Origin of the sequence: Luteolibacter algae, from assembly GCF_042683045.1 — a bacterium.
In the GTDB taxonomy this organism is placed as follows: Bacteria; Verrucomicrobiota; Verrucomicrobiia; order Verrucomicrobiales; family Akkermansiaceae; genus Luteolibacter; species Luteolibacter algae.
This window is the reverse complement of the sequence record NZ_JBHUIT010000008.1, coordinates 98,834-111,359: the sequence shown is the minus strand read 5'-3', so window position 1 is coordinate 111,359 and position 12,526 is coordinate 98,834. Positions and strand designations below refer to the sequence as shown.

The following is a 12,526-nucleotide window of genomic DNA, read 5'->3' as shown; positions in this document are numbered from 1 at the left end:
ACACAATCCGTATCCCGGTTCCCCGTCAAGCGCAGATTTTGAGGGCCTGATTCCTGTCCCCGGAGACAAACGCGGAGAAGGTTTTCATTTCGTTTGGGAGTTGAAGGATGGATTTTGAATCCTAACATCGGCGGCATGAACCTGCTGCTGCAAAACGCCCGTATCGCTTCCGAATCCTCAGCCGAGCTGAAAAGCGCCGACGTCCTCATCCAGGATGGTGTGATCCAGAAAATCGCTTCCGGCATCTCTCCCGCGGACGGCACGCGCGTGATCGATTGTAAAAATCAGATCCTCTGCCCAGGCTTCTTCGATGCCCACGTGCATTTCCGCGAGCCCGGCCAGGAGCAGAAGGAAAACATCGCCAGCGGCTCGGAAGCTGCGATCAACGGCGGGATCACCGGCGTGGTGATGATGCCGAACACCGCCCCGGCAATCGATTCGGGCGCCAGCGTCGCCGCCGTGTTGAACTCCGCTAAAAAGAACTCACGCATCCCCGTCTACACCTCCGGCTGCGTCACCAAGGGCCGCGAAGGCAAGGAGCTAGCCGCCATCGATGGCATGCGTGATCAGGGCGTGAAAATGCTCACCGACGATGGCGATACCACGATCAACTCCTCCATTCTCTACCGCGCGATGCAATACGCCTCGGAGTTCGGCATGTTCTTCGCCTCACATTGCGAGGTCCCGGAACTCGCCGGGCCGCGTGCGCTCAATGAAGGTCCCGTCTCCTACCGGCTCGGAATCGCAGGTTCTCCGGCATGCGCGGAGGAAATCATTATCGATCGCGATATCCGCCTCGCCCACGCCACCGGCTCGCATATCCATATCCAGCACGTTTCCTCAAAAATGGGCATGGAAACCATCCGTTGGTGGAAATCCCGCGGCGATGTAAAAGTCTCCGCTGAAGTCTCGCCGCACCACCTTCTTTTCACCGACGAGCACATCGGCGATTTTGACACGCATTACAAAATGAACCCGCCGCTGCGCACCAAAGCCGATAACGAAGCCTTACTGGAAGGCCTTCTCGATGGCACATTCGATATGATCGCCACCGATCACGCGCCGCACACACCTTTCGAAAAATCGCAGGATTTCGTCTCGGCGCCCAATGGAATCACCGGCCTCGATACCGCGGTCGTTTCCCTCTACCACCACTTTATCAAGGAAGGAAAATTCGGCTGGGATACCCTGGTTAAAAAATACTCCGCGGAGCCCCGCCGCATGATGTCCCTGGAGGTCCCGAGCATCGAGGAAGGCGAGCATGCCAACCTCACGCTCTTCAATACCGAGGCAACCACCACATTCACCAAGGATTTTATGAAATCCAAAGCGCAGAACACCCCGTTCCTCGATAAGACCCTCAGCGGCCGTATCGATCTCGTCGTGCTCGGCGATGAAATTCTCTTGGAGCGCTGATTGGCTGATCGTGCGTCCCAAGTAACTTATTGCCGTTCTAAAAAAACTTAGAACGGCATGTCCTTGAGCATCTTCGTCGCTTCGTCAAACTGCTGAACGAACCGGACAAAAGTCTGATACATTCCCCAGCAGATCAGTCCGATGATCACCGTGATCACCACCTTCCATACGATATTCAGCTTTGGATGGAGCCAAATCAGTGGCAGGGCGAACGGCGGCACGGTCAGCAAAGTCATGACGATGACCCCCGGCTTGCAATACCACGGCACCCCGTCCCCTACTGCCGCAACCGCCACCGGCCGTTTGGATTCATCGAGAAATTCCATGCAGTGCTTGCACTTCACCGCAGCATCCTGGATCTCCTCCGCACAATAAGGGCAATTTTTCATAGTCTGAATGCCCTATTACTAAACTTACCCTAACCGATGTCGATTGCCGATTCCCCCCCACCCGGACCGCGGGCTTCAGCCCGCCCCGTCGTCCCAGCCAACCCCTCCATTTTTATCCGGCTGAAAAATTCCGCCGCTTTGTTCTTGTTCAAACCTACTCCGCGCAAAACAACTCCGCCTGCGCCAGCATTGTCTTCACCGCGTCCTCCTGGAGATCCGGTAGGTAGCGGTATTTAATCGGTATCCGCTTCACCGTCACCTTGATCCTCGCCCGCATACTTTCGCGCAGCGGTGACAAACTTCAGCGGACTAGTGAAATCCCGGAAGCCGTAATGTGTCGCCGCCCTTGATGCGCCCCGAATCTCAAATATCCCCACCCACGCCTTTGAACTTTTCAACAAAGGCGGCGATTTTCTGGAAAACGCTTTGCTTCATGGTGAGATACTTGGGATTCAGCGGACTCATCTTGGGCAGGATGCTGTTGAGTTCGGTGCCGTTCTCGCTGGCGTATTCCCGCTTCAGCGAGGTGAGAAGATAGCGCTTGGCGGCTTCTTCGTTTAGGCTTTCGGCTTGGATGAGGGATTCAGCTTCACGCTTCTGCTCCGTTTGGGCGTAGGCGAAGAACGCTTCGATGATGCTCGTTTTCTCGCGGAATTGATCCAGATCGGCCTGATTAATGAAATCGACCACCAGACTCTCCTTGGCGCGGTTCCCGATGCTGGCGCGAATTACCCGGCGGACGTCTTCGATCAAGGCACCCTTGTCCTTCAGCTTCTGGTTCTTCTCGAAGATTAGTTCGAGGATGTAATCCAGGTTGATCTCCTGCGATTTTAGCAGGTCGATCTCAAAGACCACGTCATCCCAATCCACCGTGCTTTTCTCTTTCTCTTTGCCCTCTTTCTCGCGCCGCAACCAGTCGCGGATGTCGTTGTAGGTGGAACGGTAGTCCTGAACCTTGCGATCCGGCAGCACCTCGGTCGCCTTGATGTTTTCGAGATCCTCATCGCTCAGATAATGCTGCGCCTTGAAGGCATCGACGGCCTCTGCATCAGCCGGATCGACCTGTTGCCAGTCTTTCAGACTGACAAATTCATCGAAGTTCTGGAGCGCGTTCTCGATCTTCAGATATTCCCCGAAAAGTTTCGTGAAAGTCTTTTTGTCGGCTTCTTTCTCGATGGCCGCCGGATCGGGAAAACGTTCTTTCAGCTCCGCGACCACCTCGACGAAGCCGCGTCGCGCCTCACCAGTGGCCACTTCGGTGAAGCCCTCCATGTATTCCTTGTAGCTCTTCTCTAGAACAACGTTCTTGGTATTGGCATCGCCGAACAAAGTAATCGCGTCGATGGTCGCCTGCTCCAGATCGCGGAAGGTGATGATGTTTCCGAAAGTCTTGGTGGCGTCGTAGATGCGGTTGGTGCGGGAGTATGCCTGGATCAGGCCGTGGTAGCGCAGGTTTTTATCGACGAACAAGGTGTTGAGCGTCGGTGCGTCGAAGCCGGTGAGGAACATGCCGACCACGATCAGCAAGTCCACTTCCTGCCGCTTCACACGCTGGGCGAGGTCACGGTAATAATTCTGGAAGCCGTTGCTATCGACACCGAAATTGGTTTTGAAAAACCCGTTGTAGTCGGCGATCGCCGCGTTCAGGAACTCCTTGGCGCTGCTGTTCATGGCGGAGACTTCGAAGCTCTCATCGGGGATCGTGCCGATAGCTTCCTGCTCCTCATTGGGGGCGAAGGAAAAGATCGTGGCCACCTTGAGAGGCCGCTCACTCTCGCTTTGCAGGGATTTGAAGGTCTCGTAGTAGAGTTTTGCGGCGTCCACGCTGCTCACCGCGAACATGGCGTTGAAGCCCTTGCCGCCCGCTTGCAGGCGGTGGGTCTTTTGGCGGTAGTTGTTGAGGATGTATTGGCTGATCTCCTTGATCCGATCCGGGTGCAGCAGGGCTTGGCGGTTCTCGGCGGCGTTGAGTTTTTCCGTGTCCTGTTCGGTTTCGATGGCCTTGAAGCGCGGGCGCACGTCGTTGTAGTCCACCTTGAATTTGAGCACCTTTTCATCGCGGATGGCATCGGTGATGACGTAGGAGTGCAGCTCGCGGCCAAACACGCTGGCGGTGGTCTCCGCACCGCTGGCGTTCTCCGGGAAAATGGGCGTTCCGGTGAAGCCGAACTGGTAGAACCGCTTGAACTTCTTTTGCAGGTTGGCTTGCGCCTCACCGAACTGACTGCGGTGGCACTCGTCAAAGATGAACACCACCTGCTGGCCATAAACCGGCAGCGAAGCCTCGGTTTTCATCAGGTTGTTCAGCTTCTGGATGGTGGTGACGATGATCTTGTTGTCGTCCTTCTGCAGGTTGCGCTTGAGGGCGGCGGTGCTGTCCGAGCCGTTCACGCTGTCCGGCGAGAAGCGCTGGTATTCCTTCATCGTCTGGTAATCCAGATCCTTGCGATCCACGACGAAAAACACCTTGTCGATGAAGTCCAGTTCGGTCGCCAGACGCGCAGCTTTGAAGCTGGTGAGCGTCTTGCCCGATCCGGTGGTGTGCCATATGTAGCCTCCGCTTTCCGGCTTGCTCCAGTTCTTCGATTCATACGAGCTGATGATCTTTTGCAGGATGCGCTCGGTCGCGGCGATCTGGTAGGGACGCATTACAAGCAGTGTATCGCTGACATCAAAGACCGAATACTGTAGCAGCACCTTGAGTAGGGTGCGCTTCTCGCAGAAAGTCGCGGTGAAGTCCTTCAAATCCTTGATCAGCGAATTGTCCTTCATCGCCCAGTGCATCGTGAAGTCGAAGCTGTTCTTGTTGCGCTGGGTGGTGTTGGCGAAGTAGCGGGTATCCGTGCCATTGGAGATGACGAACAGCTGCAGGAACTTGAAAAGCGAATGCTCGCTGTTGAAGCTCTCCTTGCTGTAGCGGTGAACTTGGTTGAAGGCCTCGCGGATGGCGACCCCGCGCTTTTTCAGCTCCACTTGCACGAGGGGCAAGCCGTTTACGAGGATGGTTACATCGTATCGGTTGGAATGGCTGCCGCTTTGCTCGAACTGCCGGATGACCTGGCAGGTGTTGCGCAGCACGTTTTTCTTGTCGAGCAGGTAGATGTTCTGGATGTGCCCGTCATCGAAAACGAAATCGTGGATGTAATCATCGTGGATCTTGCGGGTCTTTTCCACGATGTGGTCGCTCGGGCGGTCGAGGTAGGTCTCGACGAAGCGCCTCCACTCCGATTCGGTGAACTGGACATTGTTGAGGCTTTGGAGCTGGATGCGGGCGTTGGCGAGGAGTTTTGCCGGCGTGTTCAGCTCGCGCTCGAAGGTGTAACCGAGGTCTTCGAGATCTTGAATCAGCTCGCGCTCCAAGGCATCCTCGCTTTGGTAGGACTCCATGAGCTTCAAATCCTTGACGTATCGATCAAGAACGATGAAGCGGTTGGTCTCGGCGATGGTTTTGTATTCGATCATTGTGAAGGAGAATTTTTAACCACGAATGGACACGAATTTTCACGAATGGATTTCATAAGACAATGCGCTCCCATTCGAGTTTGGCGTGCTTGAAATTTAGGATGACTCCTACCCGCAGCCCGATGATTTTAAGGTAATTGATGATTTGGGCTCTTTCGTTGTTTCCGATTTTTTCAATGGTTTTGGCATCCACAATGATTGAGTCAAAGGCGATCAGGTCGGGAATGTATTCACCGACATTCACTGACTTGTAGATCACGGGAAAGCGTGGCTGCTGTGCCCACGGAATGCCGCGCAGCTTGAACTCCACCACCAGAGCATTCTCATACGGCTTTTCCAACAACCCATGCCCCAGCGTATTCAAAACCTCCATGGCACAACCCACAATCTGGAAGACCTCTTCCTTAAACAATAATTCGTGTTTATTGGCGTTCATTCGTGGTTCCTTTCTCTTCGGGTTTTGGGAAGCTCAGCAGCAGATCGCGGTAATAGGCGTATTGCTTCTGCCGCAGCTCGATCTCGCGCGGCAAGCCCTCGCTGATGGAGTGGGTGAGCGTGTCGAACTTGTCGAGGATGGCGACGATGCGCTCCTGTTCAGCGAGTGATTTCTCAGGAGATTCTGGGTGAGGTATGGGTATGCGGACTTTCGAAACACCATTAATCAAGAGTCTTTTCATCTTGCCCTGACTCACGTGTTTTTCCTTTTCGGAAATAAATTTGGCGGTTTGCATGTAGTAAGATAAATATTTTGGATTCATCGAATGGCGGAAAGCATAGCTGTCATCATGAATCGCTACTTTTCCCTGTCCTAGCCATGCAACTGCTTTACCGACATCCTCAACGGTTTCACCCACGCCTGCCATTACAACGTCCCCTGGTTCCGCGTAGCGTAATGACGATGCCATTTCTGGGCGCACTTGTGAAATAGCACTGGATGCAAAGACACCGTAGTGTGTGTAAATCTCGCCATAATGAATGACAGCCACCCCTTTATCCACATAATCAGCTTTAGTAAACCGCTTGCCTCTAATGAATTCACCCGTCTCCCCTAACGTCTTCCACTCCACATCCCCGTCTTCAAAGCTGAGCAATCGGTCGCGGTAGTGGTCGTATTGTTTTTTCCGGTTGGTCAGCTCGGTGGTCAGCTCGGTGGTCAGCTCGGTGGTCAGCTCGGTGAAGGTGTCCAGAATGCGGACGATTTCTTTTTGGACGTGCAGGGGTGGGATCGGGATTGTCTTATTGGAATAATTGCCAATCCACTGACGCTTGTGATCGCCGTCAACAAGCCCGCTTGGTAGGGTATTCAACCAGTAGTAAACGTATTTTAGACTATATGAAGACTCATCTGAAGACTTCAGCATCTTCATTGCCGATGATTTAACCTTAAAATCGAAATCGACCCATTTGTTCGCGGTTGTGAAATCGTCGAAAATAATAACAGGTCTGTTCGAAGCCTCACAAATCCCTGTGGTTTCATTCGTGTAACCCAAAATGAAGGTCTTTCCAGCGGTGAGCACTGGCAGATCGAATTCGTCATTATAGGTTTTTGATGTCACCAAATATTTAGTGGGTTGCTCATAATCCACAACCTCCCCCAGCGGCTTCCACTCCACTTCGACGCCATCAAGCAGGTTTTCCAAGTAACTTGAGTCGCTCATGACTCGGCCTCCTCTCCCTCAATTTCCGCGATAATGGCATCAATGTCCGCCCGCAAGCGGTCGATCTTGGAGACGGTGGTGGCCAATTCCGCATTCAGCTCGGCAATGTCCACGACCTCGCGGGTATCCTTGGCTTCGACGTAGGTGCTGACGGAGAGGTTGTAGTCCTTTTCGGCGACGGTGGGGTGATCGACGGAAACGGCGAAGTGTTCCGCGTTCTCCTTGCTGTCGAAGACCTCCATGATCCGCTCGATGTGCTTTTCGGTGAGCACGTTGTTGTTCGTCTCCTTTTTGAAAAGGGCGCTGGCGTCGATGAACTGGGTCTTGGTGTCGGGCTTGTGCTTGGAGAGCACGAGGATATTGACCGCGATGGTGGTGCCGAAGAAGAGATTGGGCGCGAGGGAGATGACGGTCTCCACGTAGTTGTTGTCTACCAGGTATTGGCGGATCTTTTGCTCGGCACCGCCACGGTAAAAGATGCCGGGGAAGCAGACGATGGCGGCGCGCCCCTTGGCGGAGAGGTAGCTGAGGGCATGGAGGACGAAGGCGAAGTCCGCCTTCGACTTGGGGGCGAGCACCCCGGCGGGAGCGAAGCGATCGTCGTTGATGAGGGTGGGGTCGTCGCTGCCTTTCCATTTCACGGAATAGGGCGGATTGGAGACGATGGCATCGAAGGGCTTGTCGCCGAGGAAGTGGGGATCGGTGAGGGTGTTGCCGAGCTGGATGTTGAACTTGTCGTAGTTGATGTTGTGCAGGAACATGTTCATCCGCGCCAGGTTGTAGGTGGTGTGGTTGATTTCCTGCCCGAAGAAGCCGTCCTCGATGATGTGGGCGTCGAAGTGCTTCTTGGCCTGGAGCAGCAAGGAGCCGGAACCGGCGGCGGGGTCGTAGATCTTGTTGACGCTGGTCTGCTTGTGCATCGCCAGTTGGGCGATGAGCTGGGAGACGTGGGTTGGCGTGAAGAACTCGCCTCCGGATTTGCCTGCGTTGGCGGCGTAATTGGAGATGAGGAACTCGTAGGCGTCGCCAAAGTAGTCGATCTGGCTCTCTTCGAAATTGCCGAAGTCCATTTCACCGACACGCGTGAGCACGGCGGCGAGGCGGAGGTTTTTGTCTTTGACGGTGTTGCCGAGGCGGTTGCTCGTGGTGTCGAAGTCCGCGAACAAGCCCTTGATGTCCTGCTCCGAGGGGTAGCCGTTGGCGGAACTTTCGATGGCCGAAAAGATTGCGGCGAGATCGGTGTTCAGGCTCGCGTTGGTGTTTGCGGTCGCGAGAACCTTGGAAAAGAGCTGGCTGGGGTAGATGAAGTAGCCCTTGGTCTTGATGGCATCGTCCTTGATCTCCGGCGTGATGACGCTGTCGTCCAGTTCCGCATAATCGATGTCCGGATCACCGGCCTCGATGTAGGCGGCGAAGTTTTCGCTAATGAAGCGGTAGAAGAGGGTGCCGAGGACGTATTGCTTGAAGTCCCAGCCATCGACCGATCCTCGGACGTCGTTGGCAATTTGCCAGATCTGCCGCTGGAGCGCGGCGCGTTGTTGGATGCTTGTCATTTATTATTTCTCGAAAAGGTAGTAGTGGGTCGCTTTCTATCCAACTCTCCTTTAACCGGAAGTAAAAAAATAAGAATATAGAAACGTCCAACCTTTGCACATAATGGAGGAATGATAGAAAAAATTGAAGGGAGAATAGATCAAATCCGGTAGAATCATGTAGGGATACTATGGACCGGCAAGCGAGACACCCGTATTTTACCCGTTCAAGCCCAGCCCGACCGTTTAACGCTAGCAGCTCTTTGTAAGATATTTGAATTGGGTATATTAAAAAACATAACGAATCGATCACTCAAAAGCCCGGGGGATCATGAGTTCATGGCAATGAATTCTATTTCCACGGAACTGGCTTTCCGGATAGGATGTCCGGGTGGCATGGTATCCGTGACCGGCCTGAGGTGGTTGGTTCCCTTCGGCTGATTCCACCGCCTTTGCCAACTATTACCATGGACACTTATCCAGTCACCTGCCCGACCTGTTTCGAATCCTTCGAGATTGCGGTTCCGCCGGAGCCAGAGATGCCAACGGAGTATGATTACGATTGCGAGGTTTGCTGCAGGCCGATGTTGATCATTCTGAATTCCTCCGAGGATATTTATGCGCAGGGATTGGACGAATAGAGATTCCCGGGGTTTCCAACCCGTGGGAAATTTTTCTGCATTCTTCCTTTGCGAGTTGGCAACAGGGCGGTTGAATTTCACTATATGAAAAAAGCCGATAAGGAATTTCTATTCAATCTACTAGAAACACCCTCACCAACGGGATTTGAGATGCCCGGGCAGCGGGTATGGGCGAATTATCTTAAACCGATCGCGACCTCCGTGGAGTGCGATGCATACGGCTCCACCTGGGCCACGCTCGAGGGGAAATCGAAGAAGATCGTCATGCTTGAGGCGCATGCGGACGAGATCGGTTACATCATCAAGCACATCGATGACAAAGGCTTCCTGCGAATCGATCGCGTGGGTGGCTCGGACGCGGCGACGGCACGGGGACGCCGGGTTCACATCCTCGGCGACAAGGGAACCGTCTCCGGCATTATCGGCAATACGGCGATCCATCTTCGCCGCGATGAGCTGGGTAGCGAGAAATCCCCGGCTGTCCACGATCTGTGGGTGGATGTCGGCGCATCCAATGCCAAGGAAGTCGCGGAGATGGGATTGCGCGTAGGTCATCCTATGGTGAATCAGGACGGTCCTGCGGAGCTCGCCCACAAGCGATTGATTTCCCGTGCGCTGGATAACCGGCTCGGCTCCTACATCATTGCCCAGGTGATGAAACGCATCGCCGCCTCCGGCAAAAAACCAGCAGTCACGCTCGTCTGCCTCAATGCGATCCAAGAAGAGATCGGCGGACACGGCGCGCTGATGGCGACTTACCGCCTCAAGCCGGATATGTGTCTGTGCCTGGATGTGACCCACGCCACCGACACACCGGGAATCGATCCAGCGAAGTTCGGCCTGGTGAAGCTAGGCAAGGGCCCTTCCCTCACCCACGGGACGTGCAATCATCCGCTGATCATCAAACGTCTGTTGGAGATTTCAGAAAAAGAGAAAATCGATATCCAGCACGAGTCCTCCAGCCGTTTTTCCGGAACTGATACCGACAAGATCTTCACTTCCCGGGAGGGTGTCCCGTCCGCACTGATCTCCACTCCGCTGCGCTGCATGCATTCAGTTGTGGAGACCGCTCACCTCGATGACATTGAGGCCACTATCCAGCTCCTACAGGCGTTTGTTCTCTCGGTGAAGGATACGGACAATTTCCATCAGTCGCTCGATTGAATGTTTCAGTAGATACATCCAGCTAATCAGAAAAGGCACCCGCAGGTGCCTTTTCTTTTTTCCAAAATATTGAATCGGCCGAAGCGGATGAGCGCCTAGACTTTTCCTTCGAGGAAGGGAACCAGCTCATCGACGCCGAAGTCCGCGAGAACTTCTCCGTCCCAATTCATCGTCGGCGCCTTGCTCTGGCCCGAGAGATCGATCATTTCCTGCATCGCTTCGCGGTCGCCGGAGACGACGACTTTTTTCACCGTGATGTTGTTTTTATCCAGGTAGTGCTCGACTTCGCTACACCATGGGCAACCATTTTTCACATAAAGGATTCTGCTGTCTGACATGCTGGAAATGTGCCTGAAAGGAAAGCGGGCGCAACTTCTAGTTTTTTCAAACAAGTGTTTCCCGAAAGCCTAGCCTTCAGCCGCATTCTGCTGGCGGGCGATGTCATTTAGCGTGAGCCAACCAAGTAGCTTGTTTTTCTCTGCCTGGCTAACGACTGGAACTTGCTGGAAATTCCGGACGATCATTTGATTGGCCGCATCCCGGATGGATGTATCGATGCTCACGGAGACAATTTCCCTGCCTTCGACAATTTCCTGAAGCGAGTCCCTCAGGATGTTTTCGGCGATTTCGTGCTTGGTGATGATGCCGACAAGAAGGTTGTTCTCATCGACTACAGGATAGGCGTGGAATTTTTTGTTTTCCGCAGTGATCTGCTTGAGAACATCCGCTGGCTTGTGCGATGCCTGCAGGGAAAAGACCTCGTGGGTCATAATCGATTGAACAGGTAGCTTGCGATAATCCTGCGCACCACGATAGGCCGGAAGCGACCGGAGCGAGATTCCATCTTGGAGCAGAAGCGAGCTATACATGCTGACAGGTTGCAGGTGCTTCGCGATCTGCCAGGCGAGCATATTGCCAGCCATCAAAGGCAGGATGAGCGAGTAATTTCCCGTCATTTCAAAGATGATAATCAGCGAGGTGAACGGGCAACGCACGACTGCGGCAAACATCGCCCCCATGCCGAGCAAGACACAGCCACCGATGACTTTCGGGTCGCTCGGGAAAGCAGGAATCAACGCACTGATCTGCTGGAGATCGACAAGGCCGACACCGATCAGGCCGCCAAGCATGCCGCCAAGAAAAAGCGTCGGCGAAAACAAACCACCGGAGCCACCGGAAGCGTAATTGATGACCACAGCGAGAAACTTCGCAATGAGCAGGGTAGCGATGATCCCGACCGAAAGACGGTTCTCGAAAGCGGCTTCGAGGCTCTGGTAACCGATGCTGAAGACAGAGTTCTGGGCATTTCCGAGATGTCCCGTGAAGTAAAAGGCTGCCAGGCCGAGCAGGCCGCAGGAGAGGCCACCCGCTGCCGGACTGATCCAGGATGGCAGCACCTGCCGCGTTTGAAACCACTTCCGCAGGTTTAATGTGCTCCAGACAAACAAGTGGCCGATGACACCCGCCGCCAGCCCAAGTGGCAACGCGACCAACATCCAAGCGGACGTTTTATAATCCTCCGCAATGCGAGCCGTCAGCACCGGATCCTCACCGATCAAGGTGCGCGAGACGGCTGCAGCCACGACAACGGCGATGACCATCCCGCCGAGGGCTTTCATCGAGAAATTATCCAGGAGCTCTTCAAAGACAAAGGTCAGAGCAGAGAGCGGGGCATTGAAGGCCGCGGCAATACCCGCTGCCATGCCGACAGGAAGCATCGACTGCACACGGGCTGGATCATTGAAAGCCCAGCGACCGATGCGCGATGAGATCGCCGCACAGACGTGGACCGTTGGCCCCTCACGGCCGAGACTGTTGCCGAGGCCCACGTAGAGTGAGCCGAGAATGAAACGGAAAATGCCGGATTTCCCCGAGATTTTCCCGCCTTTGTTATAGTAAGCGGCTTTCGTCTGCGGGATACCGCTGCCAGCCGCTTCCGGCGCCACGTAGCGCACAGTCAGCCCCACGAGCAGGCCCGCAAGGGTCGGGGCGGCGAGAAGTGTGGCCGCGAACCAAAGCGGATCCCGCTCCTCCGCCTGCTCCCATAGCCACTCGAAGAGGTGATGGATCGAAAAATGAAACGCCACCGCAGCCAGGCCACACAAGAAACCCGCCAGCACACAGAGAACGAGAAATCGTTGGGCATCGTTCAAGCGGTTTCGCATCCAGTCGGGGAGCGTTTTCTTCGTCGTCTCAAGCATCTAGCTCCACGCGGTATCACGGGGGCCAACAATTGACCAGCACGCCTTTCCATCGGGTGGGAA

At 54.5% G+C, this 12,526-nt stretch carries 11 protein-coding genes; 3 read left to right on the top strand and 8 right to left on the bottom strand.

Annotation, left to right across the window (positions count from 1 at the left end; translation table 11 throughout):
* Positions 1–114 precede the first annotated feature (114 nt).
* Positions 115–1,416: a dihydroorotase gene (locus ACFSSA_RS07275; protein ID WP_386819727.1), complete on the top strand. Its 1,302-nt coding sequence runs from the start codon at positions 115–117 to the stop codon at positions 1,414–1,416.
* A gap of 47 nt (positions 1,417–1,463) precedes the next feature.
* Here the strand turns inward: ACFSSA_RS07275 and ACFSSA_RS07270 are convergent, their stop codons facing one another.
* The 6 genes from ACFSSA_RS07270 to ACFSSA_RS07245 all read right to left on the bottom strand — a co-directional run bounded on the left by ACFSSA_RS07270 (position 1,464) and on the right by ACFSSA_RS07245 (position 8,478).
* Complete coding sequence (locus tag ACFSSA_RS07270) at positions 1,464–1,805, bottom strand: zinc ribbon domain-containing protein (RefSeq protein ID WP_386819725.1); 342 nt, start codon at positions 1,803–1,805, stop codon at positions 1,464–1,466.
* Positions 1,806–1,959: 154 nt separating this feature from the next.
* Positions 1,960–2,082, bottom strand: a complete 123-nt coding sequence (locus ACFSSA_RS07265; protein WP_386819874.1) for a type I restriction enzyme endonuclease domain-containing protein — start codon at positions 2,080–2,082, stop codon at positions 1,960–1,962.
* An 86-nt stretch (positions 2,083–2,168) separates the two neighbouring features.
* Positions 2,169–5,267, bottom strand: a complete 3,099-nt coding sequence (locus tag ACFSSA_RS07260) for a type I restriction endonuclease subunit R (RefSeq protein WP_386819723.1) — start codon at positions 5,265–5,267, stop codon at positions 2,169–2,171.
* A gap of 52 nt (positions 5,268–5,319) precedes the next feature.
* Entirely contained in the window at positions 5,320–5,703 is a 384-nt protein-coding gene (locus tag ACFSSA_RS07255; RefSeq protein ID WP_386819721.1) for a GxxExxY protein, read from the bottom strand.
* Positions 5,690–6,925: a restriction endonuclease subunit S gene (locus ACFSSA_RS07250; protein WP_386819720.1), complete on the bottom strand. Its 1,236-nt coding sequence runs from the start codon at positions 6,923–6,925 to the stop codon at positions 5,690–5,692. Before ACFSSA_RS07250 ends, ACFSSA_RS07255 begins: the two co-directional genes overlap by 14 nt.
* A complete protein-coding gene (locus ACFSSA_RS07245; RefSeq protein WP_386819718.1) occupies positions 6,922–8,478 on the bottom strand; it encodes a type I restriction-modification system subunit M in 1,557 nt (518 codons plus the stop codon). The genes ACFSSA_RS07250 and ACFSSA_RS07245 overlap by 4 nt, the downstream gene beginning before the upstream one ends.
* A gap of 446 nt (positions 8,479–8,924) precedes the next feature.
* Here ACFSSA_RS07245 and ACFSSA_RS07240 point away from each other — a divergent pair, with 446 nt between their 5' ends.
* The gene (locus tag ACFSSA_RS07240) at positions 8,925–9,098 is read left to right on the top strand and encodes a zinc ribbon domain-containing protein (protein WP_386819716.1); all 174 of its coding nucleotides are present in this window, start codon (positions 8,925–8,927) and stop codon (positions 9,096–9,098) included.
* A gap of 84 nt (positions 9,099–9,182) precedes the next feature.
* Complete coding sequence (locus ACFSSA_RS07235; RefSeq protein WP_386819714.1) at positions 9,183–10,262, top strand: M42 family metallopeptidase; 1,080 nt, start codon at positions 9,183–9,185, stop codon at positions 10,260–10,262.
* A gap of 95 nt (positions 10,263–10,357) precedes the next feature.
* Here the strand turns inward: ACFSSA_RS07235 and ACFSSA_RS07230 are convergent, their stop codons facing one another.
* Complete coding sequence (locus ACFSSA_RS07230) at positions 10,358–10,600, bottom strand: glutaredoxin family protein (RefSeq protein ID WP_386819713.1); 243 nt, start codon at positions 10,598–10,600, stop codon at positions 10,358–10,360.
* Between the two features lie 69 nt (positions 10,601–10,669).
* Positions 10,670–12,463, bottom strand: coding sequence for a chloride channel protein (locus ACFSSA_RS07225; protein WP_386819711.1), 1,794 nt, complete (start codon positions 12,461–12,463; stop codon positions 10,670–10,672).
* Positions 12,464–12,526: the final 63 nt, after the last annotated feature.

Excerpts from the sequence above, each read along its gene's own strand:
- ACFSSA_RS07270 (WP_386819725.1), bottom strand. The coding sequence starts at position 1,805 with ATGAAAAATTGCCCTTATTGTGCGGAGGAGATCCAGGATGCTGCGGTG.
- ACFSSA_RS07265 (WP_386819874.1), bottom strand. The coding sequence starts at position 2,082 with ATGCGGGCGAGGATCAAGGTGACGGTGAAGCGGATACCGATTAAATAC.
- ACFSSA_RS07260 (WP_386819723.1), bottom strand. The coding sequence starts at position 5,267 with ATGATCGAATACAAAACCATCGCCGAGACCAACCGCTTCATCGTTCTT.
- ACFSSA_RS07255 (WP_386819721.1), bottom strand. The coding sequence starts at position 5,703 with ATGAACGCCAATAAACACGAATTATTGTTTAAGGAAGAGGTCTTCCAG.
- ACFSSA_RS07250 (WP_386819720.1), bottom strand. The coding sequence starts at position 6,925 with ATGAGCGACTCAAGTTACTTGGAAAACCTGCTTGATGGCGTCGAAGTG.
- ACFSSA_RS07245 (WP_386819718.1), bottom strand. The coding sequence starts at position 8,478 with ATGACAAGCATCCAACAACGCGCCGCGCTCCAGCGGCAGATCTGGCAA.
- ACFSSA_RS07240 (WP_386819716.1), top strand. The coding sequence starts at position 8,925 with ATGGACACTTATCCAGTCACCTGCCCGACCTGTTTCGAATCCTTCGAG.
- ACFSSA_RS07235 (WP_386819714.1), top strand. The coding sequence starts at position 9,183 with ATGAAAAAAGCCGATAAGGAATTTCTATTCAATCTACTAGAAACACCC.
- ACFSSA_RS07230 (WP_386819713.1), bottom strand. The coding sequence starts at position 10,600 with ATGTCAGACAGCAGAATCCTTTATGTGAAAAATGGTTGCCCATGGTGT.
- ACFSSA_RS07225 (WP_386819711.1), bottom strand. The coding sequence starts at position 12,463 with ATGCTTGAGACGACGAAGAAAACGCTCCCCGACTGGATGCGAAACCGC.